The organism is Glycomyces paridis (assembly GCF_004912155.1).
In the GTDB taxonomy this organism is placed as follows: Bacteria; Actinomycetota; Actinomycetes; order Mycobacteriales; family Micromonosporaceae; genus Glycomyces; species Glycomyces paridis.
The window spans coordinates 339,744-361,729 of record NZ_STGX01000002.1 but is presented as its reverse complement, the minus strand read 5'-3'; the positions used below and the strand labels follow the sequence as shown (position 1 = coordinate 361,729).

The 21,986-nt window shown below is 69.9% G+C and carries 19 protein-coding genes; 10 read left to right on the top strand and 9 right to left on the bottom strand.

Translation table 11 applies throughout. From position 1 onward, the window contains the following. Positions 1-176: 176 nt before the first annotated feature. The 3 genes from E9998_RS03755 to E9998_RS03745 all read left to right on the top strand — a co-directional run bounded on the left by E9998_RS03755 (position 177) and on the right by E9998_RS03745 (position 3,564). Entirely contained in the window at positions 177-1,898 is a 1,722-nt protein-coding gene (locus E9998_RS03755) for a nitrite/sulfite reductase (RefSeq protein WP_420842410.1), read from the top strand. Between the two features lie 228 nt (positions 1,899-2,126). Next, the gene (locus tag E9998_RS03750; protein ID WP_136528359.1) at positions 2,127-2,837 is read left to right on the top strand and encodes a phosphoadenylyl-sulfate reductase; all 711 of its coding nucleotides are present in this window, start codon (positions 2,127-2,129) and stop codon (positions 2,835-2,837) included. After that, positions 2,830-3,564 carry a sirohydrochlorin chelatase gene (locus E9998_RS03745; protein WP_136528358.1) on the top strand — a complete coding sequence of 245 codons (735 nt, stop codon included), beginning with the start codon at positions 2,830-2,832 and terminating at the stop codon, positions 3,562-3,564. The genes E9998_RS03750 and E9998_RS03745 overlap by 8 nt, the downstream gene beginning before the upstream one ends. A 276-nt stretch (positions 3,565-3,840) precedes the next feature. Here E9998_RS03745 and E9998_RS03740 read toward each other — a convergent pair whose 3' ends face one another. Next, positions 3,841-4,284, bottom strand: coding sequence for a hypothetical protein (locus E9998_RS03740; RefSeq protein ID WP_136528357.1), 444 nt, complete (start codon positions 4,282-4,284; stop codon positions 3,841-3,843). A 32-nt stretch (positions 4,285-4,316) separates the two neighbouring features. Between E9998_RS03740 and E9998_RS03735 the strand changes: the two genes are divergently transcribed. Further along, positions 4,317-5,273 (top strand): diacylglycerol/lipid kinase family protein, encoded by a 957-nt coding sequence (locus E9998_RS03735; RefSeq protein WP_136528356.1) that lies wholly within the window; start codon positions 4,317-4,319, stop codon positions 5,271-5,273. Positions 5,274-6,041: 768 nt separating this feature from the next. After that, positions 6,042-6,305, top strand: coding sequence for a WhiB family transcriptional regulator (locus E9998_RS03730; RefSeq protein WP_030154989.1), 264 nt, complete (start codon positions 6,042-6,044; stop codon positions 6,303-6,305). A 153-nt stretch (positions 6,306-6,458) separates the two neighbouring features. On the opposite strand, the gene E9998_RS03725 is transcribed toward E9998_RS03730, so the two are convergent. Both E9998_RS03725 and sodN read right to left on the bottom strand, forming a co-directional pair. Then, on the bottom strand, positions 6,459-6,914 hold the full coding sequence (locus E9998_RS03725) for an ATP-binding protein (protein WP_136528355.1): 456 nt from the start codon (positions 6,912-6,914) through the stop codon (positions 6,459-6,461). Between the two features lie 173 nt (positions 6,915-7,087). Next, entirely contained in the window at positions 7,088-7,498 is a 411-nt protein-coding gene (gene sodN / locus E9998_RS03720; RefSeq protein ID WP_136528354.1) for a superoxide dismutase, Ni, read from the bottom strand. Between the two features lie 190 nt (positions 7,499-7,688). On the opposite strand from sodN, the gene E9998_RS03715 reads away from it, so the two are divergent. Together E9998_RS03715 and E9998_RS03710 are read left to right on the top strand one after the other, a co-directional pair. Further along, entirely contained in the window at positions 7,689-8,651 is a 963-nt protein-coding gene (locus E9998_RS03715) for a zinc-binding dehydrogenase (RefSeq protein WP_136528353.1), read from the top strand. Positions 8,652-8,860: 209 nt separating this feature from the next. Then, positions 8,861-9,349 (top strand): hypothetical protein, encoded by a 489-nt coding sequence (locus tag E9998_RS03710; protein WP_136528352.1) that lies wholly within the window; start codon positions 8,861-8,863, stop codon positions 9,347-9,349. Between the two features lie 55 nt (positions 9,350-9,404). Here E9998_RS03710 and E9998_RS03705 read toward each other — a convergent pair whose 3' ends face one another. The 5 genes from E9998_RS03705 to E9998_RS03685 form a co-directional block, all read right to left on the bottom strand. After that, positions 9,405-10,295 (bottom strand): carbohydrate ABC transporter permease, encoded by an 891-nt coding sequence (locus E9998_RS03705; RefSeq protein ID WP_136528351.1) that lies wholly within the window; start codon positions 10,293-10,295, stop codon positions 9,405-9,407. Position 10,296: 1 nt separating this feature from the next. Continuing rightward, complete coding sequence (locus E9998_RS03700) at positions 10,297-11,238, bottom strand: carbohydrate ABC transporter permease (protein ID WP_136528350.1); 942 nt, start codon at positions 11,236-11,238, stop codon at positions 10,297-10,299. Positions 11,239-11,257: 19 nt separating this feature from the next. Continuing rightward, complete coding sequence (locus E9998_RS03695; RefSeq protein ID WP_136528349.1) at positions 11,258-12,586, bottom strand: extracellular solute-binding protein; 1,329 nt, start codon at positions 12,584-12,586, stop codon at positions 11,258-11,260. 222 nt (positions 12,587-12,808) lie between these two features. Beyond that, entirely contained in the window at positions 12,809-16,543 is a 3,735-nt protein-coding gene (locus tag E9998_RS03690; RefSeq protein WP_240037482.1) for a multifunctional oxoglutarate decarboxylase/oxoglutarate dehydrogenase thiamine pyrophosphate-binding subunit/dihydrolipoyllysine-residue succinyltransferase subunit, read from the bottom strand. A 279-nt stretch (positions 16,544-16,822) separates the two neighbouring features. Beyond that, complete coding sequence (locus E9998_RS03685) at positions 16,823-17,176, bottom strand: STAS domain-containing protein (protein WP_125249150.1); 354 nt, start codon at positions 17,174-17,176, stop codon at positions 16,823-16,825. 302 nt (positions 17,177-17,478) lie between these two features. On the opposite strand from E9998_RS03685, the gene E9998_RS03680 reads away from it, so the two are divergent. From E9998_RS03680 to E9998_RS03670, 3 genes are all read left to right on the top strand, one after another. Next, complete coding sequence (locus E9998_RS03680) at positions 17,479-18,195, top strand: response regulator transcription factor (protein WP_136528347.1); 717 nt, start codon at positions 17,479-17,481, stop codon at positions 18,193-18,195. Further along, the gene (locus E9998_RS03675) at positions 18,192-19,712 is read left to right on the top strand and encodes a sensor histidine kinase (protein WP_136528346.1); all 1,521 of its coding nucleotides are present in this window, start codon (positions 18,192-18,194) and stop codon (positions 19,710-19,712) included. Before E9998_RS03680 ends, E9998_RS03675 begins: the two co-directional genes overlap by 4 nt. 131 nt (positions 19,713-19,843) lie before the next feature. Further along, entirely contained in the window at positions 19,844-21,247 is a 1,404-nt protein-coding gene (locus E9998_RS03670; protein WP_158299680.1) for a S1C family serine protease, read from the top strand. A 60-nt stretch (positions 21,248-21,307) separates the two neighbouring features. Here the strand turns inward: E9998_RS03670 and E9998_RS25135 are convergent, their stop codons facing one another. Continuing rightward, on the bottom strand, positions 21,308-21,877 hold the full coding sequence (locus tag E9998_RS25135; RefSeq protein WP_158299679.1) for a restriction endonuclease: 570 nt from the start codon (positions 21,875-21,877) through the stop codon (positions 21,308-21,310). Between the last annotated feature and the right edge of the window lie 109 nt (positions 21,878-21,986).

Here is a 21,986-nt window from a genome sequence, read left to right as displayed (position 1 = left end):
GGGTCCGGCCTTCGGGCTGTGACCTGCTTGTCCATGGAGCGGGACGGCCGGTGCGCATGGCGGGAATGTGTGTCATGCTTGCCCACATGTCTCGCGCACACGGGCTCCGACTGGTGGCACGCCGCCACGTCGACTTCTGCCGTGTGTTCAGCGCCGCGTGTCTGATGTGCGCTTAAATCCTTCCGGCGTCTCCGCCGACGAACCATGCCACACCCGTGTCCGCCATGAGGAGTACTGTGCCAACGCCAACGCGCAAACCGTCCCGCCCGAAGGGCCAAGGCCAGTGGGCCATGGGCCACCGGGAGCCGCTCAACAAGAACGAGCAGTCCAAAAAGGACGACAACCCGCTCAACGTGCGGCAGCGCATCGAGGGCATCTACGCCCACGGCGGCTTCGACTCCATCGACCCCGCCGACCTGCGCGGACGCTTCCGCTGGTGGGGCCTGTACACGCAGCGCAAGCCCGGCATCGCCGGCGGCAAGACCGGCGTCCTCGAAGAGGAGGAGCTCGACGACCGCTACTTCATGATGCGCGTGCGCATGGACGGCGGCCAGCTCTCGGTCGCCCAACTGCGCACCGTCGCCGGCATCTCCAAGGAGTTCGGCCGCGACACCGCCGACGTCACCGACCGCCAGAACATCCAGTACCACTGGATCGACGTGCGCGACGTCCCCGAGATCTGGCGCCGCCTCGAAGCGGTCGGCCTCGACACCCAGGAGGCCTGCGGCGACTGCCCGCGCGTCATCCTCGGCTCGCCCGTCGCCGGGGTCCACACCGACGAGGCCATCGACGCCACGCCGCAGATCAAGCAGATCCACGACAGCTTCATCGGCGACCGCTCACTCTCGAACCTGCCCCGCAAGTTCAAGTCCTCCATCGGCTGGCTCCCCGACAACCCCTGGGAGATCAACGACATCTCCCTCGTCGGCGCCCACCACCCCGAGCACGGCCCCGGCTTCGACCTGTGGGTCGGCGGCGGCCTCTCCACCAACCCGATGTTCGCCCAGCGCCTCGGCGTCTGGGTCGCCCAGGAGGACGTCGTCGACGTCTGGCTCGGCGTCGTCCGCATCTTCCGCGACTGGGGCTACCGGCGCCTGCGCACCCGCGCCCGCCTGAAGTTCCTCGTCAAGGACTGGGGCGCCGAGAAGTTCCGCGAGGTCCTCGAATCCGAGGCCTACCTCGGCCGCAAGCTCCCCGACCTCGACGCCCCGCAGGTCCCCGAGAAGCTCCTCGACCACGTCGGCGTCCACCGCCAGAGCGACGGCAACTACTTCATCGGCGTCGCCCCCGTCGCCGGCCGCGTCTCCGGCACCCTCCTCGACCAGCTCGCCGACATCGCCGAGAAGTACGGCTCCGACCGCGTGCGCACCACCGCCCTCCAGAAGCTCCTGCTCCTGGACGTCCCCGAGGACCGCGTGGACGAGGCCGTCGCCGACCTCAAGGCCGTCGGCCTCGAGGCCGACCCCTCGCCCTGGCGCCGCTCCGCCATGGCCTGCACCGGCATCCAGTTCTGCAAGCTCGCCATCGTCGACACCAAGGACCGCACCCGCGACCTCGTCGCCGAACTGGAGAAGCGCGTCCCCGAACTCGACACGCCCATCTCCATCCACGTCAACGGCTGCCCCAACGCCTGCGCCCGCACCCAGACCGCGGACATCGGCCTCAAGGGACAGCTCGTCACCGTCGACGGCGAGCAGGTCGAGGGCTTCCAGGTCCACCTCGGCGGCGGCCACGCCGCCGAAGCGAGCCTCGGACGCAAGTCCCGCGGCCTCAAGGTCGCCTCGGCCGACCTCGGCGACTATGTGGAACGCCTCACCCGCCGCTACCTCGACGGCAGGTCGGAGGGCGAGACCTTCGCCCACTGGGTCCACCGGGCCGACGAAGCGGAATTCCAGTGACCGCCCGCGTCGTTCCGTATCACTGCCCCTACTGCGGCGGTGAGGACCTCAGACCCTATGCGCCCGAACTCGACAGCACTGGTCTCGACAGCGACGTCGAGATTAAGGGCGGATGGCACTGCGCGGACTGCACCCGCGTCTTCGCCGTCAAATACCACGGGATGGCCGCCGCCCCCCAGTACCCGGCGCCCCCCACGGATTGAAGTACCCCGATCGGAGTGAAGCAGCATGAGCAGCACAGGGAACCAGAGAGACCCCTTCGAACTCCGTGACCTCGCTATGGAAGCGGGGAAGCGCCTGGAAGACGCCACGGCCCACGAGATCCTCGAATGGGCGGTCGGCGAGTTCGGAACGCGCTTCTGCGTGACCTCGTCGATGGCCGACGCCGCCGTGGTCCACCTCGCCAGCGAGGTCGCCCCCGGCATCGACGTCGTCTTCCTCGACACCGGTCTGCACTTCCCCGAGACCCTTCAGGTCCGCGACTTCGTCGCCTCCACGATGAACGTCAACGTCCGCTCGATCCAGCCCGACCAGTCGGTGCTGTCCCAGGACGCCGAGTTCGGGCCCCGCCTGTTCTCGCGCGCCCCCGACGAGTGCTGCTCGCTGCGCAAGGTCCTCCCGCTCAACCGGGCCCTGGCCGACTACGACGGCTGGGCCACCGGCCTGCGCCGGGACGAGGGCCCGTCCCGCGCCAACACGCGCGTGGTCGACTTCGACCTCTCCCGCCGCAAGGTCAAGGTCTCCCCGATCGCCCGGTGGACCGAGGCCGACCAGGAGGCGTACATCGAACGCCACAACATCCCGGTCAACCCCCTGCTCAAGGACGGCTTCCGCTCCATCGGCTGCTGGCCCTGCACCCGGCGCACCGCCCCGGGCGAGGACCCGCGCGCCGGCCGCTGGGCCGCCTTCGACAAGACCGAGTGCGGACTGCATGTCTGACAGGGCATCGGACCCCCGGCCCGCGGCGCCGCCGCGGGCCGGGGCCGTATCCGGCCCGGACCGCCCGGTGGTCCTCGTCGCCCACGGCAGTCCCGACCCGCGCTCGCCGGCGACCGTGCGCGCCATCGCGGCGGCGGCCGGAGCCGAAGCGGGGTTCCTGGAGTTCAACGAGCCGCACCCCGCCGAGGTCCTCACGGGCCTCGCCGACCGCGGCCACGACCGCGCGGTGGCGCTGCCACTGCTCCTCACCGACGCCTACCACGCCAGGACCGACCTCCCCGAGGTCGCGAAGCGCGCTGAGGAGGCCCGGCCGGGCCTCGCGGTCGCGCTCGCCGCACCGGTGGGGGACCTGTCGCTCGCGGCGGCCCTGGTCCGCGGCCTGCCCGCCGACGTCGACGGCCTCGTGGTCTGCGCGGCCGGAACCCGCGTGGACGAGGGCCGCGCCCACGTGGCGGCGGTCGCGGCCGAAGCCGGACGCCTCCTCGGCGTCCCGGCCGGACCCGGATTCGCCTCCGGTCCCGGTCCCGCGGCCGACGAGACGGTGCGGTCGCTGCGGACCGCGGGCGCCGAGCGCATCGCGGCGGTCTGCTACTTCATCGCCCCGGGCCTGCTGTGCGACAAGGCGATCGCCGCCGCCCGCGAAGCGGGCGCCTCGCACCTCGGCGAACCGCTCGGCGCCGCACCGGAACTCCTCGCGCTCATCGCGAGACGCGCCGCCGAGGCCTGAACCGCCCGAGAACGCCGCCGCCGCAGGGCAGCCCGATAACCTTCGGGACCCTCGGGGTTGGGCCCCCGGTTGTCAACGGTGCCCGGGGGGTACGACATTTCGACGGCCTGAGCGCCACATGGCGCGAGCCGGGGCGCTCATCGAATCGGGGGCAGCCCGATAACCTTCGGGACCTTCGGGGTTGGGCCCCCGATCGTCAAGGGTGCCTCGGGGGTACGACAGCGCCGTAATGCGAAAGGGCGTCGCGAAGCGCGCCGCCGAAGCCTGACGGCCCGCTCAGGCTCCGAAGCGGGGCTTGTCGCCGAAGCCGACGGCGCGGCGGCTCGGGCCGCTGAGGACGAGGGCGACGAGGGCGACGGCGAGGGCCCATGCCGCGACGCCGAGCATCGGGTGGGCGGCCTCGCGGAGGTAGTAGCCGACCGGCAGCCAGAGCAGGGCCTGGAAGACCGCCTGGGCCACGATGTCGCGGGAGCGCAGGAGGCTGCGTCCGATGTGCCAGTAGTAGAGCGCGGCGAGCCACGCGATGAGGACGATGCCGACCGCGCCGCTCGGGGTGTCGACGTGCCCGGTCACCAGTTGTACGAGGCCCCAGCCGCCCGCGGCCACGAGTCCCGTTGCGAGGAGCCAGAACAGCCCCGCCGCGGCGGTGAGGGTCCACGGACGGTCGCCGTCCGCCGGGGTTTCGGTGACGGCGCCCATGTCGGCATCGGTTTCGTTCACACCTCCACGGTATCCCGGGCTACGCTGCGCCTATGCGCGACCTGAAAGCGGCGCCACAGCGTGGTCTGCTCATCGTGAACCCGAAGGCCTCCACCGGCTCGCGGCGCCGCACGCGCTGGGTCGCCAAGAAGCTCGAAGGGGTGCTCGATCTCACCGTCGAGCAGACCCGCTCACGGGGCCACGGCGAGGAGCTGGCGCGGCGCGGCGCGGACGAGGGCTACGACGTCGTCCTGAGCCTCGGCGGGGACGGCACGGTGAACGAGGTCGTCAACGGCCTGGTCGCCGGCGGCCGCCCGGCCGCCGATGCGCCGGTGTTCGCGCCCATCCCGGCCGGGTCCACGAATGTCTTCGCGCGGGCCCTGGGGCTGCCGTGGGACCGCCGCAGGGCCTCCATGGCGATCGTGGCGGCCCTCGTGGACGCGCCGCGCACCCGCACCGTCAGTCTCGGTCGCGCGCAGGCCGACGGCGTCGACCGCGTCTTCACGTTCTGCGCCGGACTCGGGTGGGACGCCTCGATCATCAAGAAGGTCGAGTCGTACCGGAAGAAGCGCAATCTCGGCGCGCATTACGCGCGCGCGGTCATGGCGGAACTCAATGAGCATGGTGTGGAAGGGGACTCGATCAACGTCGAACTCTCGTCCGGTACCGTGGACGAATCGATGGGGATGGTCGTCGTGCAGAACTGCGCGCCGTGGACCTACCTCGGCACCCTTCCGGTGAATCTCAACGCGCGGGCGTCCTTTAATGCTGGACTTGATGTCCTGATTCTGCGTAAACTTGGGTTGTCGGACGCCGCGCGAACCGCAGCTTCACTGCTGGTGGGACGAGACGGACCTGACGGCAAACACGCGGTGACGCATCACGATCTCTCCAGGATTCGGCTGCGCGCGTCGCTTCCGCAGGCCTTCCAACTCGACGGGGACTACCTCGGTGAGCAGACCGAAGTCGAACTCGGCTCGGTCCCGGCGGCACTGCGGGTGGCCTGCTAACAACTTGGGAAAACCTCAGGGTGGGTGTTGACAACTCGCCCGTGAGCAGGCAAGGTTGATTTCGCCATCCCTACGGGGACGGCGTGAGACTTACAACCGAATATCGTTTTTTCGGTGCGTATAGACCGGCGCTATGTGGGTATTCATCACTCGGCATCACTTACGAGCCTGGTAAGTCGGCCAACCTTGAGTACCAGTGTGTCAAACCGGTTCGACTCGCTGTCACCGACCCCGGACTTTTACCCCCGGGCGAATGTGGCGGAGGCCGCTCCGAGGATCCGCGGTAGGGGTCCCGGCGGTCTCGCGGAACGTGTTCCACGAGTCTTCTTCGAGGTGAAGCGGTGAGTTCACTCACTTCGAGCTGATTTCCCGAGTCGAACCCTTGACAAATCCCGTCCTTGTGAAAGTATTCACAAGGTGGCCGGGTCTGAGGTGCGGACCTGTTCGGCCGCCAATCGGGCGACCGACGTCGCAGGTGGAAGTGCTCCCCGCTGCCCCGGCGTTCAGCAATGGCGCTGATGCGAGAGCGTTCCGCAGTCGCGGCGACAACGATTCCCTTTGCAGGGAACCGGGTCCCGTACCACAGGTGCAGCCGTTTCGAGTGCCCGCCCGCGAGGGTGCGCCCGCCGCCGCGAGGCGGATGCGGAGCGACACCTCGCGAACACGACCCGAGCGCCCGGCATGGACCCGAGTGTCCGCACGCCCGAACCGCACATCGTTCATAACACCGTGAAACAGACGTTTGATGCTTGACAAGGAGAAGTTTTGATGGATTGGCGCCACGAGGCCATCTGCCGCGACGAGGACCCCGAGCTGTTCTTCCCGATCGGGGACACCGGTCCGGCTCTGGTACAGATCGAGCAGGCCAAGAACGTGTGCCGACGCTGCCCGGTGACCGAGGAGTGCCTGCGGTGGGCGCTCGAAAGCGGCCAGGACGCGGGCGTGTGGGGTGGCATGAGCGAGATCGAGCGCCGCGAGCTGAAGCGCCGCTCGGGTGCGCTGCGCACCCTCGCCACCCAGGTCGTCGGCTAGCACCGCGCAATCCCTTGATGTAGACCGTCCCTCGAATTTGCGACATCAGAAGCTTGGTAGGCCCGGCCCCGTGCCGGGCCTTCAAGCTTTTCCGGGCTTCGTGACCGATCATGCCGCACGGGTACGACAAGACCCGTCCGATGCGAAACGGGGCTAGTGGATCTGGTGGCGCTCGGTGTCCGCGTCGGCCTCGGTGGCGGGGCGCTGCTGGCGGATGCGGATCGTGGTGGTCGCGCCGTCGACCTCGGACTCCACCTCGTCGGTGAGGGCCCTGAGGACCTGCCACTGGTAGGCCCCGGCGTCGGGGAGCGCTTCGCCCTTGGTGCGGCTCAGCACGATCTGGAGGGTCTCGCGGGCCACCTCCAGACGGCAGCGGAGGGGCTCGTCGCCGCCCTTGCGGCGGACCGGGCCGCGCGAGCGGCCGGGCTCGGCCGGGATGAGGAGCGCCACGGCGGCGTTCACCGCCGCCCGGAGGTCCTCGATCTCGTCCAGCGAGAACCCGAGCCGGGTCGCCACCGCCGCGGTCGCGGTCGGCAGCACCGACAGGTAGTCGCCCGTTGAAGGCACGTCGAGCAGCAGCACGTCCTCGCGCTCATCGCTCACCGGCATCGCCGCTTCCTGTGACGTCGTGAGGCGCCGGTGAACCCGAACGCCTCCCCGCTGGTAAAGGATAATCCGAACGGCCCCGCCGCGCGGACCACCCCGCCCCGAAACCCGACCGAACGGGGGAGCGCCCGGCCCCGCCGACATGCGGGACCGGGCGCTCCTCGACCGGTGCGGTCCTAGGCCTTCTTGGTCTCCCAGAAGATCTCGGCGATCTGGTCGATCTTGGCCAGCAGCTCCTCGGCGACCTTCGGGTCGGCCGAGCCCTTGGCGCCCGAGGCGCCCGCGAGCTTCGTCGCCTCGTTCACGAGGGTGTGCAGCTGCGGGTACTTCTCGAAGTGCGGCGGCTTGAAGTAGTCGGTCCACAGCACCCACAGGTGCTCCTTGACCAGGTTGGAGCGCTGCTCCTTGATGATCAGGGCGCGGGTCCGGAACTCCGGGTCCTCGTTGGCCTGGTACTTCTCGCAGATGGCCTTGACCGACTCCGCCTCGATGCGCGCTTGCGCGGGATCGTAGACCCCGCAAGGCAGATCGCAGTGGGCCGAAGCCGAGACCTGCGGCAGGATCCGCTTGAACAGAGGCTTGAACATCGCCCCTCCAGCTTCTTCAGTTGGGTAGTGATTCCATCGCCGACCCTACCTCTCCGGAGGCCCGATCCGGGCCTGCCCCTGGGACACCCCCTAGAGTTGGGATGTTCCGACGTTCCACTCCGAACACCATGATGGACAGTGCAATCGACGCGGAGCCGCGACCCGGCCCGCACGCTGGAGGTCAGATCCGATGCTCGCCGCCTACGCCCGCACCGTGAATCCCGAGGACCCGTTCGCCGCCCTGGAGGTCGGCGAGACCGACGCGCCCGAGACGCCCGCGGGCTGGACCCGCGTCGCGGTCGTCGCCGCCTCGCTCAACCGCCACGATCTGTGGTCCCTCGCGGGCGTCGGCCTGCGCGCCGACCAGTGCCCGATGATCCTCGGGACCGACGCCGTCGCCCGCACCGCCGACGGCGACCTGGCCCTGGTCTACCCCGTCGTCGCCGACGCCGCGCTCCCCGACGAGACCCTCGACCCCGCGCGCACCCTCCTGTCAGAGCTGCACCCCGGCACCCTCGCCGAGTCCGTCGCCGTCCCCGCCCGCAACCTCCTGCCCCTGCCCTCGGGCTGGAGCGCCGACGAGGCCGCCTGCCTGCCCACGGCCTACCTCACCGCCTGGCGGATGCTCACCGTCCGCGGACGGGCCCGTCCCGGGGACGCCGTCCTCGTCCAGGGCACCGGCGGCGGCGTCGCCACCGCCGCGATCGTGCTCGCCAAGGCCCTGGGCCTGCGCGTCTACGCCACCGGGCGCAGCCCCGAGCGGCGCGAGCGCGCCGAGGAGCTCGGCGCCGTCGCCGTCGAGCCCGGCGCGCGCCTGCCCGAACGCGTCGACGTCGTCGTCGACTCCGTCGGCGCGCCGGTCGTGGAGCACTCGATCAAGTCCCTCAAACCCGGCGGGCGCCTGGTCAACTGCGGGGTCACCGGCGGCCACCTGGCCGAGGTCGACCTGCGGCACGTCTTCTTCCGGCAGCTGGAGATCCTCGGCTCGACCATGGGCACCCGCGAGGAGCTCGCCGAGCTCGTCCGCTTCTGCGTCGAGCAGGGCGTGCGCCCGGTAGTGGACTCCGTCCACGCCCTCGCCGACGCCGAGGCGGCCCTGCGCCGCCTGGCCTCGGGCGAGGCGTTCGGCAAGGTCGTCGTGCGCGCGGCCTAGAAACCCAGCGTCGTAAGTACGACAGTGGGGCCGGTTTCTCGCCCGTTCGCCCCACACGGGCCCCTGCCTGCCCGCACCCTGAAACGGATGCCGGCGACCGATCGGCCCGCCGCCCGGCGGACCGGACCGGACGCGAAGGCGCTCCGCGCCCCGGCATCGACGGTCGGGCGCCGGGAGCACTCGCGCGCCGGAGGCAGGGGAGAACGGGCATGTCAGCAATGGCTCGTGTCAAGGGCGGGCTCAAGTCCGCCGCCGGGAGCACCTGGGCGGTGACCAAGAAGCTCCTGGTGCGGATCGCGATCGCGGCGGCCATCATGGTCGTGGCGGTCGCACTGGCCAAGCACGGGGAGAGTTCGGCCTCGGAGGGCTCGGGCGCCTCGGGCACCGACGCCCATCCGATCGCCGCGCAGCGCGCCATCCTCACCGAGGGCTGGACCGCCGAGCAGTCGCTGTCGTGCGCCTACACCGTGAACGCGACATTCGGCGTCTCCATCTTCACCCAGCCCGACATGGGCGCGCGCCGGCTCGTGCGCTTGCACGACGACACCGTCGTGCACGGGGCGTGCGAGACGATCGAGGGCGGGAGGACCATCGGCTGCGCGGGGCTGCGATGGGAGACCACCTGGATCAGGATCCAGTCCGGCGACACCGTCGGCTTCAGCCCGGCGTCCTGCCTGGTCGAGCAAGGGGTCCTGTGACGCGCACATGAAAGCGGGACCCGGTTCGCACCGGGTCCCGCTGCTTCGTGCGCGTCTACTTCAGGCCGACGCCCGCGACGCCCTCGACGATCCGCTTCTGGAAGATCAGGAAGATGATCAGCAGCGGGGCCGCGCCGATGACCGCGGAGGCCATCGTCTGGGCGTAGAACAGGCCGTAACCGCCGGCCACGGCCTGGAGGCCGACCGGGAGGGTCATCATCGACGGGTCGGTCGCGATGAGCATCGGCCACAGGAAGTTGTTCCAGGAGCCGATGAAGGTGAAGATGCCGACCGCGGCCATGATCGGCCCCGAGACCGGCAGGATCACGTTCCACAGGATGCGGAGGTGCCCGGCGCCGTCGAGCTTCGCGGCCTCCTCGTAGTCGCGCGGGATCGCGTCGAAGAACCGCTTGAGGATGAACACCATGACCGGGGCGACCACCTGCGGGAGCGCCAGGCCCCAGTAGGTGCCGCCCATGTGAAGCGCGTTGACCAGGTCGAACAGCGGGATGATGAGCGCCTGGGCGGGCACCATCAGGCCGGCGATGATCGCGCCGAAGATGATGTTCTTGGCGGGGAAGTCGAACCGCGAGAACCCGTACGCGGCGAGGGTGCACAGCACCAGCGTCAGCACGGTCACGATCGTGGAGACGATCGTGGAGTTCAGCATCCACGTGAGGTGGTCCCCGCGTTCGAGCAGGATCCTGTAGCCCTCGATCGACCAGTCCCGGGGCCACCAGTGGATGTCCTGCCCGAGGCTGGCCTCGGTCTCGGCCTTCAGGGAGGTCGACAGCGCCCACAGGAGCGGGAGCAGCCACAGGATCGCGAGCGCGGTCGCGGCGACGTACACGATGACGGCGCCCACGGTGGGCTTCTTGAAGCGGCGGCGGCGCACCGCCGGCGGCGCCGACGCGGCGGCGGCGGCCCTCTCTTGTACTGCGGTCATGTCAGTCCTCCTTCCGGGAGAACAGCCGGAACTGGAAGACGGAGACGACGAGGATGAGCACGAAGAGCACATAGGACAGCGCCGAGGCGTAGCCGATGCGGAAGCCCTCGAAGCCCGCGATGTAGATGTAGTGGATGGCCACTTCGGTCTCGCGGTTCGGTCCGCCGCCGGTCATGATGTACATCTGGTCGAAGATGCGCAGGCTCGCGATGAGCTGGAGCGTGATGACCATGGCGGTGGTGCGGTTGAGCAGCGGCAGGGTGATGCTCCGCAGCTGCTGCCACCAGTTCGCGCCGTCGATCGAGGAGGCCTCGTAGACGTTCGGGTCGATGGTCTGGAGCGCGGCCAGGTACAGCAGGAAGTTGAACCCGAGGGTCCACCAGACGGTCGTGATGACGACCGACCACATGGCGATGCCGTTCTCGCCCTGGAGCCAGATCTGCGGCGTCGAGGCGTCCTGGATGCCGAAGAGCTGGAGGTAGTGGTTGAGCAGGCCGCCGTCGGGCTGGTAGATCCAGGTCCAGACCATGGTGACGACCGAGACCGGGACGACGAACGGCGCGAAGAACGCCATGCGCAGGAACCAGCCCATCTTGCGGGCGCGGTGGACCAGGAGCGCGAAGACGATCGCCAGGATCACCAGGATCGGGGTCGACCACAGGGTGAAGACTGCGGTGTTCTTGAGCGCGGCCCAGGCCCGCTCGTCGCCGAAGGCCTCGGCCCAGTTCTCCAGGCCGATCCAGGAGGCGGCGCGGCCGGTGAGGCTCTTGTCGGTGAACGAGTAGTAGAGCCCGAGGAAGGTCGGGTAGACGAGGAACAGGGCGTAGAAGGCCGCGAAGGGGAGGACGAACCACAGGCCGGTCCACGAGGTCTTCTTGGCGTTCGCTTGAGGGGGCCGCGTCATCGCGGCCGGCACCGGAGGTGCCTCTGTTTTCACTGTCATGGGAGTCCTATGGAACGTTTCAATCGACCGGCGAGGGGAGGGCGAGCAGCGTTTCGATGCGCTCCTTCATGAGGGCCAGGGCGTCCTCGGGGGTCATCGCGAGCGCGTACACCTGGTTGAAGATCGAGCCGGTCTCGTCGAAGAGCCGCGCGGCCGATCCGGAGAACCAGGCGTCGGGGTCGAACTGGACGTTCTGGACCACGCCGGAGTACTCCGCGTTCGGTTGCAGAGCCTGGTATTCGGCGCTCTCGGTGACGGGGAGGTAGGCCGGGGTGTGGCCGCCGCCCTCGCCCCAGCGGAAGCTGTGTTGGAGCATGTAGGCCGCGTACTCCAGTGCGGCCTCGCGGACGTCGGGGTCCCAGCTGTTGTGGCGGGGGAGCACGAAGGAGTGGCAGTCGCCCTGGGTGTAGCGGTTGCCGTTGTAGAACGAGGGCATCTCGGTCATGGAGAACCACTCGGGGTTGTCGGGGTTGAACAACTTGAAGCGGTTGATCTCCCAGTTGCCGACCTGGACGAGTCCGGCGGCCCCGGTCTCGAAGTTGGCCGAGCACTGGCCGCCGTCGGCGAAGGTGGGGCACAGGCCCTCTTCGGCCATCTTGTACATGATCTCGATGGCCGCGAGCGCCTTGTCGTCGTCCATCTCGTAGTCGCCGTCGGCGAAGGTCATCTCGCCGTCCTGCTGGCGGTACCAGGCCCAGAACTGGCGCCAGCCGCCGAAGGTGTCGAGGGAGGTGCCGAACTCGCCGGTGACCTCCTTGACGGCGCGCAGGAGGTCGAAGTACTCCTCGACGCCGTCGGTCACCAGGAGGGTGCCGTCGGGGTTGAGGGCGCCGACCTGGCCGCAGACGTCCTTGTTGTAGTAGTTGACGAGCGCGTGGGTGTCGAGCGGGATGGCGTAGAGCTCGTCGTCGGCGAAGGCCTTCTCCCAGATCTTCTCGGGGAAGTCCTCGGGGTTGAGGCCGTGGTCCTTGAGCTCGTCGACGCCGATCGGGTCCATGAGCGTCCCGGGGGAGAGGCTCTTGAGGCGTGAGAGGTGGATGGTCGCGATGTCGGAGGCGTTGCCGGAGGAGGCGCCCATGACCAGGCGGGTGTAGAACGGCGTGCCCCAGCCGAAGGTGGTGGCCTGGAGCTCGACGTCGGGGTGCTCGGCCGAGAAGTCGCCGTGCATCTCGGTCATGATCGCGCCGTCGCCGCCGGCGAGGAGGTTCCACTGCTTCACGCGGGTCCTGCCGCTGAGTCCGCCGGTGATCGAGCCGCACCCGGCCAGCCCGACGCCGGCGGCCGCGGCCGTCCCGGTGAGGAGCGCCCGCCTGGAGATCGACCCAGGGGGCGAGGGATGGTTCCGCATCAATGCATCACTCCAATGTGAAACTTTGTCGGGTCGGCCGGTGGAAGGGTGGGCCGTCCTGACATTGTTACCGCTCTCATGGTGAGAGTCAAGAGTTCACACACGTAGAAACCCGTCCTACGTGAAAAAGTTTCCGGCTTTCTCGGGCGGAGCGCGGCCCGTGCCGTCCCGAGAACGCGAGCGGGGGAGGCCTTTCGGCCTCCCCCTGCGGTTCTGGTGCGCCTACTGCGGCATCGGGACCGCGACGTCGACGAGCGCCTGCTGCTCGACCTCGTGGACCTTCGGCGAGCCGGTGGACGGCGCGGCGGCGGCCGGGCGCGAGATGCGGCGCAGGTGGACCCCGCCGAGCTGTTCGAGGAGGTTGAGCGCGATGTGCGACCAGGCGCCCTGGTTCGCCGGCTCCTCCTGGACCCACGCGGTGTCGGTAGCGTTCGGGAACGCCCCGAGCGCGGCCTTGAGCTCCTCGGCCGGGAGCGGGTAGAGCTGCTCGACTCGCAGGATCGCGGTGTCGGTGACGCCGCGGTTCTTGCGGGCGGCGGCGAGGTCGTAGTAGACCTTGCCGGCGCACAGCAGGACGCGCTTGACGTCCTCGGGCCGCACCTCGCCGGCGGCGATGGCCGGGTCGTGCAGGACCGGCTGGAAGCGGCCGTTGGTGAACTCGTCCAACTGGCTGACGGCGGCCTTGTGGCGCAGCAGCGACTTGGGCGTGAAGACCACCAGGGGCTTCTTGACCGGGTCGAGCGCCTGGCGGCGCAGCAGGTGGAAGTAGTTGGCCGGGCTGGTGGAGTTGACCACGCGCATGTTCTCGTCGGCGCACATCTGGAGGAACCGCTCGATGCGGCCCGAGGTGTGGTCGGGGCCCGCGCCCTCGTGGCCGTGCGGCAGCAGCAGCGTCACGCCGGAGTGCTGGCCCCACTTGGCCTCGCCCGAGGAGATGAACTCGTCGATGATCGTCTGGGCGCCGTCGACGAAGTCGCCGAACTGGGCCTCCCAGGCGACGAGCATCTCGGGGTTCTCCACCGAGTAGCCGTACTCGAAGCCGAGGGCGGCGTACTCCGACAGCAGCGAGTCGTAGATGAACAGCTTCGCGCTGTGCTCGCCGAGGTGGGCCAGCGGCGTGTACTCGTCGCCGGTGGCCTGGTCGATGACGACGGCGTGGCGCTGCACGAAGGTGCCGCGGCGCGAGTCCTGCCCGGCGAGGCGAACCGGCTTGCCCTGCATGAGGAGCGAGCCGAACGCGAGGGTCTCGGCGAAGGCCCAGTCGACGGTGCCCGAGGTGGACATCTCGCTGCGCTTCTCCAGGACCCGGCGGACCGCCTTGTGGGGGCCGAAGCCCTCGGGCAGCGTGGTGTGGGCCTTGCCGATCATGGCGATGGTCTCGGCGTCCACACTGGTGTCGATGTCGGCGACCGGCTCGGGCTGGTGGCGCCACGGCAGCGGGCCGGTCTGCCCGGCCAGGGCCTCCTTGGTCTCGCGGAAGACCCGTTCGAGCTGGGCCTGGTAGTCCGCGAGCGCCTCCTCGGCGTCCTCCATAGTGATGTCGCCGCGGCCGATGAGGGCGCGGGTGTAGAGCTTGCGCACGGACTGCTTGCCGTCGATGACCTGGTACATCTGCGGGTTGGTCATCTTGGGGTCGTCGCCCTCGTTGTGGCCGCGGCGCCGGTAGCAGACCATGTCGATGACGACGTCCTTGCGGAACTGCTGGCGGAACGCGAACGCGAGCTTGGCGACCTCGGCCACGGCCTCGGGGTCGTCCCCGTTGACGTGGAAGATCGGCGCCTGGATCATGCGGGCGACGTCGGTGCAGTACAGCGAGGACCGTGAGTGGGTCGGGGCGGTGGTGAAACCGACCTGGTTGTTGACGACCACGTGGACGGTGCCGCCGGTGCGGTAGCCGCGCAGCTGCGAGAGGTTGAGCGTCTCGGCGACCACGCCCTGGCCCGCGAAGGCCGCGTCGCCGTGGATGGCGACGGGCATGACGGTGAAGCCGTCCTCGCCGAGGTTGAGGCGGTCCTGCTTGGCGCGCACGACGCCCTCCAGGACCGGGTTCACGGCCTCCAGGTGGGACGGGTTGGCGCACAGGGAGACCGTGGTCTCGCCCTTGCCGTCGGGGGAGGTGAACCGGCCGGTCATGCCCAGGTGGTACTTGACGTCGCCGGAGCCGCCGATGCTCTTGGGGTCGATGTGGCCCTCGAACTCGGTGAAGATCTTGGAGAGCTTCTTGCCGATGATGTTGGCGAGGACGTTGAGGCGCCCGCGGTGGGGCATGCCGATGACGACCTCGTCGAGGTCGGCGCCCGCGGCCTCGTTGAGGATGCGGTCGAGCAGCGGGATGAGCGACTCGCCGCCTTCGAGCGAGAAGCGCTTCTGGCCCACGAACTTCGTCTGGAGGAAGGTCTCGAAGGCCTCGGCGGCGTTGAGGCGACCGAGGATGTGCTTCTGCTCCTCGACCTTCGGCTTCTCGAAGGGCACCTCGATGCGCCGCTGGATCCAGGCGCGTTCGTCGGGGTCCTGGATGTGCATGTACTCCACGCCGATGCGGCGGCAGTAGGAGTCGCGCAGGACGCCGAGGATCTCGCGCAGCTTCATGCGCTGCTGGCCCGCGAAGCCGCCGATCGGGAAGGTCCGGTCGAGGTCCCACAGGGTCAGCCCGTGCGAGAGGATGTCGAGGTCGGGGTGGCGGCGGATCTCGTAGTGCAGCGGGTTGGTGTCGGCCATGAGGTGGCCGCGGACCCGGTAGGCGTGGATGAGCTCGATGACCCGGGCGTTCTTGTCGATCTGCCCTTCGTGGGTCTTGGAGACGTCGCGGACCCAGCGGACCGGCTCGTAGGGGATGAGCAGGGAGCGGAAGACCTCGTCGAAGAAGCCGTCGCCGAGCAGCAGCCGGTGGAGCGTGGCGAGGAACTGGCCGGATTCGGCGCCCTGGATGATCCGGTGGTCGTAGGTCGAGGTGACCGTCATGATCCGGGAGACGCCCAGGTCGGAGAGGGTCTCGTCGGAGGCCCCGGCGAACTCGGCGGGCACCTCCATGGCGCCGACGCCGACGATGAGGCCCTGGCCCTTCATCAGGCGCGGCACGGAGTGGACGGTGCCGATGCCGCCGGGGTTGGTGAGCGTCAGCGTCGCCCCCGCGTGGTCCTCCATCGTGAGCTTGCCGTTGCGGGCGCGGCGCACGAGGTCCTCGTAGGCCTGCCAGAACTCGCGGAAGTCCATCGACTCGGTGTTCTTGATCGAGGGCACCACGAGCGTGCGGGTGCCGTCGGGCTTGGCGAGGTCGATGGCGAGGCCGAGGTTCACCGAGGCGGGGGTGACCAGCTGCGGCTTGCCGTCGACGACCTTGTAGGAGGCGTTCATGCCCGGGTGGGCCTTGACCGCCTGCACGAGCGCGTAGCCGATGAGGTGGGTGAAGGAGACCTTCCCGCCCTGGCCGCGCTTGAGGTGGTTGTTGATGACGATCCGGTTGTCGAACAGGAGCTTCGCGGGGACGGCCCGGACCGAGGTCGCGGTGGGGATCTCCAGGGACGCGTCCATGTTCTGGGCGACCTTGGCGGCGACGCCTTTGAGCGGTTTGGTCACGGCCACGCCTTCGGGGCCGGAGGTGCGCTCAGCGCCAGGTTCGATCACGGGGGTCGCCTTCTCGGTCGCGGGTTCGATCAGGGGTGCAGGGGACGGGGCCTCGACGGGAGCGGCGGGCTCGGGGGCGGCAGGAGCCGTCTCGACCTGAGCCTTCTCAGGCTTTGCCGTTTCAACCTTGGCGGGACGCGCCGGCTCGGGGGCGGCGCTCGCCTGGGGCGCGGCCTCGGCGGCCGACGCGCTCCGGGGGTCGCCGCCGAAGAACTCGCGCCACCCTGCGCTCACACTGTCGGGGTTTTCGCGGTAACGCTCATACATCTCGTTGACCAGCCATTCATTGGCACCGAAATCGGTCAACGGATTGCCCGGAGTCGCACTCGACACGACTGAATCGCCTCTTCTTTGACGCTGCGTGAACGGGGACGGCAGTCCCCGGACTCAAGGGTAACCGGGGGAGCGCGAAAGTGTAGTACCGGTAACGCCGTTGCGGGGCCGGTCACTCGGGTCGCCGCGAATGTGCTGCGCAGCAGGTGAAAACGTGCGGGCGTCTCGTTCGACACAGCCTTCGACGGGGCCCTTGGGGCCGGTCGGTTTCGCCTGTGGTGTCCGTTTGGACCGGCCGCGTGCGCGCCGTGCGCGTCACGCGTACCGGTGAACGCGGGCCTATCCGGCCGCGCTGCGCTCCCTGCCGGAGAACGTCTCGGTGGGCTCCTCCAGGAGCTCCTCGGCGCCGACGACGGTGAACAGCCTGGTGATGAACCGGTTGGGGTTGACCACGGCCAGCGCGACGCCCATCTCGCGGGCGATGCGGTAGGCGACGACGATGGTGCCGATGCCGGTGGAGTCGAGGACCGTCACCTTGGCGACGTCGACGCGGATGGCGGTGGCCCCGCCGGCTTCGAGCGCGTTGGTGATCGTCTCGCGGATCTGGGGCGCCGTGGCGTAGTCGACTTCGCCCGAGAGTTCGACGGTGACGACACCGGTGTCGGTGGTGGCGGTCTCGATAGACAACGTCATATTGCGATCCTCGCCCCTGTTGGGATCCTGGCCCGAGCACGCCTGCCGTACTCGGCTGGAACCTGAAGTCTATCCGACGGCGCCGACCGAAAGCCGCTCGCGCGCGCCCGTTTCTCACGAACGCGCGCAGACTTCGGATAAAGGTCACCCGTTCGTGAGCAGCCCGAAGCGCCCCTCCTGGCGCCCTCGGCCGCCGCGGACGGCTTGGCGCCTTCCGGCCTCCGGCGTATGCTTCAGGACCACCTGCGACCTGCGCCCCGAACTGCGGGCCCGGCGCCGCCGAGACCGTGAAGACGAGGCCCATGCCGCTTTCGACCAGCCAGACGAGCGAGACCGAAGCCACCCTCCTGGTCGTGGAGGACGAGGAGAACATCTGCGAGCTCCTCGCGACCTCCCTGCGCTACGCCGGCTTCGCCGTCCACGCCGTCGGCACCGGTGACGAGGCCCTCAGGTCCATCGCCCGGCACCGCCCCGACCTGGTCGTCCTCGACGTCGGCCTCCCCGACTTCGACGGCTTCGAGGTCGTGCGCCGGATGCGCTCGGGCTCCGACCACACCCCCGTGCTCTTCCTCACCGCCCGCGACGACACCGCCGACACCGTCACCGGCCTCTCGGTCGGCGGCGACGACTACATCACCAAGCCGTTCGCGCTCGAAGAGGTCGTCGCCCGCATCCGCGCGGTCCTGCGCCGCTCCTCGGGCGAGCTGCCCCGGCCCTCCCGCCTCCAGTACGCCGACCTCGAACTCGACGAGGAGACCCACGAGGTCTGGCGCGCGGGCAAGGCCGTGCAGCTCTCGCCCACCGAGTTCAAGCTCCTGCGCTACTTCATGATCAACGCCGGGCGCGTCCTGTCCAAGGCCCAGATCCTCGACCACGTGTGGCGCTACGACTTCCGCGGCGACGACGGCATCGTCGAGTCCTACGTGTCCTATCTGCGCCGCAAGATCGACACCGGCGAGCCCAAACTCATCCAGACCCTCCGCGGCATCGGCTACGTCCTGCGGGAGCAGCAGCGTTGAGCGCACCCCGCGTGTTCGAGAGCGCCCGCGACAAGTGGGACCGCACCCCGCTCAGGGTCCGCCTGACCGCCGCGGTCCTCGTCCTCGTCGCCGGCTCGCTCCTGCTCATCAGCGTCTCCACGCTCCTGGCGCTCCACTCGTACTTCCTCGGCACCGTCGACGACGAGCTGGAGACCCAACTGCGCAACCTGAACGCCTCGATCTTCGACCCCGAGAACTTCGAGGTCGACGAGGACACCCCCGGCCTGCGCCCCGAGCAGTACATCTTCAGCTTCCTCTACGGGCACGGCAACCGCATGGACCGGCCCGACAACCGCACCGACTACCCCGTCTTCGACTACGACGACCTCGAAGAGGCCGACGGCGAGGGCTTCACCGCGCTCGGCGCCGACGGCACCACCCGCTGGCGCGTCCTCGGCCTCCCCGGCACCGACATCGGCACCGAGAACCCCGAGTACGACGCCGACGCCCACCCCCTCTCGGCCGACGACTACTTCGTCCTCTCCTACAAGCTCGCCCACTTCGACAAGACCGTCGCCGGGCTCGTGTGGGTCGACATCCTCATCGGCGCGGGCGTCCTCGCCGGGCTCGCCGCCATCGGCGTGGGCCTGGTCCGCGCCAGCCTCTCCCCGCTGCGCCAGATCGAGAACACCGCCGCGATGATCGCCGCCGGGAACTACTCCCGGCGCGTCCCCGAACACGACCGCAACACTGAGGTCGGGCGCGTCGGCCACGCCATCAACTCCATGCTCACCAGAGTCGAGGGCGCCATCCGCGCCCGCGAGTACTCCGAGGAGCGCGCCCACGACTCCGAGGAGCGGATGCGCGAGTTCATCGCCGACGCCTCCCACGAACTGCGCACCCCCCTCACCAGCGTGCGCGGCTACGCCGAACTCGTGCGCACCAACCCGCAGATGCCCGAGGCCGAGCGCCAGCACTACATCGGCCAGATCGAGGAGGCCGCCAAGCGCATGGGCCTGCTCGTCGGCGACCTGCTCCACCTCGCCCGCCTCGGCCAGGAGCGCCCCGTCGAGACCGAACCGGTCGACCTCGCCCTCCTCGGGCGCGAAGCGGTCGCCGCCCACGCCGTCATGGCCGAGGACCACGAGTTCAGCTTCACCTGCGCGCCCGGCGCCGCCACCGTCGTGGCCGCCGACCGCGCCCGGATGCGCCAGGTCCTCGACAACCTCCTCACCAACGCCGTCCGCCACACCCCGCCCGGCACCCACGTCGGCGTCGAGGTCGCCGCCGAGGACGACCGGGTGCGCCTCACCGTCGCCGACGACGGTCCCGGCATGGCACCGGCCACCGCCGGGCGCGTCTTCGAGCGGTTCTTCCGCTCCGACGAGGTCGTGCACGCCGGCTCCGGCCTGGGCCTGGCCATCGTCGCCGCCATAGTCGACGCCCACGGCGGCACCGTCGACGTCGCCTCCCAGCCGGGCGAGGGCACCGCGTTCACCGTCCTCCTCGCCGCCGAACCGCCCGACCCCGCGCCCCCGAATCTCAGCGAACGTTGAACTCCGCGCGGCCCCGCGCCCGACCCGCGGCGGCCACCGCCCGTCTGACCAGTGCGCCCGCATCTGATCATTAAAGGGTTTTAAGGCGTTTTCGCAGCGGGCCGAGAGCTGCGACCTGCATGCTGCCTTACATGAGCGACACTGAGAGCACGAAGGGCCCCGAGGGGACCGCACCGCAGGGCCCCGACGGGGCTCCCGACTCCCCGCAGCACCCTGCGCCGCCCCTCGCGGCCCCGCAGGCCGCACCGCCCGCCGAACCCGCGGCACTCGCCCCCGAACCGAGCCTGCCGCCCGCCGCGCCCACCGACGCGCCGCCGCCCCCGCCGTCCGCGTACGCCGCCGCGCCCGCCTACGCGCCACAGCCCACCGAGCAGACCCGCCTCCTCCACCCCGGCGCGCCCCAGGGCGCGCCCCACATGGCCGCCCCCGGCGACGCCACCGCCTGGCAGCCCCAGGGCCCGCCCGTCCCGCCCATGTACCGCCCCGGCGCCCCAGCGGCACCGCGCGGCGGCGGACGCGGGAAGCTCGTCGCCGGAGCGCTCGCGCTGGCCCTCATCGCCGGAGGCGCCGGCGGGGTCGCCGGATGGTTCCTCGGCGAGGGCAACAGCGGCACCACCGTCGTGGAGTCCGTGTCCATGGACGCGGGCAACGGCATGACCTACACCGAGATCGTGGACAAGATCGGCCCCTCGGTCGTCACCATCGTGACCGACTCGGCCGAGGGCTCGGGCGTGGTCTACTCCGAGGACGGCTACATCGTCACCAACAACCACGTCGTGGACGGCGCGCAGGCCGTGGAGGTCCGCTTCTCGGACGGCTCCACCTCCGACGCCTCGATCGTCGCCACCGACTCCACCCAGGACCTCGCCGTCATCCAGGTCTCCGACACCGACGGGCTCAAGCCCATCACCTTCGGCGACTCCGACGCCATCCAGGTCGGCGACGCCGCCGTCGCGATCGGCTCGCCGCTCGGCCTCGAAGGCACCGTGACCACCGGGATCGTCTCCGCGCTCGACCGCTCCATGACCGTCGCGGGCGAAGAGGGCCAAGGCCCCGGCCAGTCCTCCAGCCAGACGCTCACCGGCCTGCTCCAGACCGACGCGGCCATCAACTCCGGCAACTCCGGCGGCGCCCTCGTCGACGGCAACGGCGACCTCATCGGCATCAACACCGCGATCGCCACCACCGACTCCGGCTCCATCGGCCTCGGCTTCGCGATCCCCTCCAACACCGTGCAGAGCGTCGTGGAGCAGCTCATCGAGAACGGCTCGGTCGAACAGGGCTACCTCGGCGTCTCCGTCGCCGACACCGACGGCAACGGGGCCATGGTCCTCGGCGTTGAGCCCGGCTCCCCGGCCGAGACCGCCGGCCTCCAGGAGGGCGACATCATCACCGCGATCGACGGCGCCACCGTCACCACCGCCTCCGAAGTGGTCGCGGCCGTCCAGGGCCAGGCCTCGGGCACCGAGATCGCCATCACCTACACCAGGGACGAGGAGCAGGCCGAGACCACGGCCACCCTCGCCGCCTCCTGACCGACGCGAAGCGGCCCCGGACCTCCAGGTCCGGGGCCGCTTCGTGTCAGTGCTCGCGTGTCAGTGCTCGCGTAACGGCGCGGTTGACCCGCTCGCCTCCAGGGCGGCGCGGACCGGCCGCAGCGCCGCGGGCGCCATCCCCGTCTCGAGCCACTCCGCGAGGCGGTCGCGGTCGACGATGAGGACGCCCAGCTGCGCGGCCACGGCCTCGTTGCGCGAGCCGTGGTGCATCCAGTGCAGGTTCGCGTTGGTGATGAGCACGCCCGCGTCGCAGTCCCAGCGGGCCTTGATCTCGCCCCCGAGGATCTGCACGTGGCGGTTGCCGTTGCGGCTGCGCATCGCCCGGTCGTCCTTCTTGGCGCGCACGATGATCCGCTTGCCGTTGGTGAAGGTGACCACGAAGTTGCAGCCCAGGTCGTTCTTGCGGTGCCCGAACTTCTTGACCCGCTTGACGTCCAGCCCCACCAGGAGCTGGCCGATCATCTGGTCGAAGGCCGGGAGGTTCATGCGGTCGACCCCGCGCATGAGCGCGTGCCGCTCGGCGGTCAGGGCCCGGTCGCGCGACTCGTGGCCGCGGCTGCGGAAGAGGATCCAGCCCCCGAGCACGGTGCCCGCCAACAGGATCGCCACCGAGGCGAACCAGGCCCAATGGTCCGCTATGAATCCGAGAACGAAGTATCCGAGGATGAGAACGGCGATTCCCGCTCCGACTCTGAGTATCACGGACAAGGCGGCCTCC

Excerpts from the sequence above, each read along its gene's own strand:
- E9998_RS03750 (WP_136528359.1), top strand. The coding sequence starts at position 2,127 with ATGAGCAGCACAGGGAACCAGAGAGACCCCTTCGAACTCCGTGACCTC.
- E9998_RS03745 (WP_136528358.1), top strand. The coding sequence starts at position 2,830 with ATGTCTGACAGGGCATCGGACCCCCGGCCCGCGGCGCCGCCGCGGGCC.
- E9998_RS03670 (WP_158299680.1), top strand. The coding sequence starts at position 19,844 with ATGAGCGACACTGAGAGCACGAAGGGCCCCGAGGGGACCGCACCGCAG.
- E9998_RS03685 (WP_125249150.1), bottom strand. The coding sequence starts at position 17,176 with ATGACGTTGTCTATCGAGACCGCCACCACCGACACCGGTGTCGTCACC.
- sodN (WP_136528354.1), bottom strand. The coding sequence starts at position 7,498 with ATGTTCAAGCCTCTGTTCAAGCGGATCCTGCCGCAGGTCTCGGCTTCG.
- E9998_RS03735 (WP_136528356.1), top strand. The coding sequence starts at position 4,317 with ATGCGCGACCTGAAAGCGGCGCCACAGCGTGGTCTGCTCATCGTGAAC.
- E9998_RS03715 (WP_136528353.1), top strand. The coding sequence starts at position 7,689 with ATGCTCGCCGCCTACGCCCGCACCGTGAATCCCGAGGACCCGTTCGCC.
- E9998_RS03730 (WP_030154989.1), top strand. The coding sequence starts at position 6,042 with ATGGATTGGCGCCACGAGGCCATCTGCCGCGACGAGGACCCCGAGCTG.
- E9998_RS03725 (WP_136528355.1), bottom strand. The coding sequence starts at position 6,914 with ATGCCGGTGAGCGATGAGCGCGAGGACGTGCTGCTGCTCGACGTGCCT.
- E9998_RS03710 (WP_136528352.1), top strand. The coding sequence starts at position 8,861 with ATGTCAGCAATGGCTCGTGTCAAGGGCGGGCTCAAGTCCGCCGCCGGG.
- E9998_RS03695 (WP_136528349.1), bottom strand. The coding sequence starts at position 12,586 with ATGCGGAACCATCCCTCGCCCCCTGGGTCGATCTCCAGGCGGGCGCTC.
- E9998_RS03680 (WP_136528347.1), top strand. The coding sequence starts at position 17,479 with ATGCCGCTTTCGACCAGCCAGACGAGCGAGACCGAAGCCACCCTCCTG.
- E9998_RS03700 (WP_136528350.1), bottom strand. The coding sequence starts at position 11,238 with ATGACAGTGAAAACAGAGGCACCTCCGGTGCCGGCCGCGATGACGCGG.
- E9998_RS03705 (WP_136528351.1), bottom strand. The coding sequence starts at position 10,295 with ATGACCGCAGTACAAGAGAGGGCCGCCGCCGCCGCGTCGGCGCCGCCG.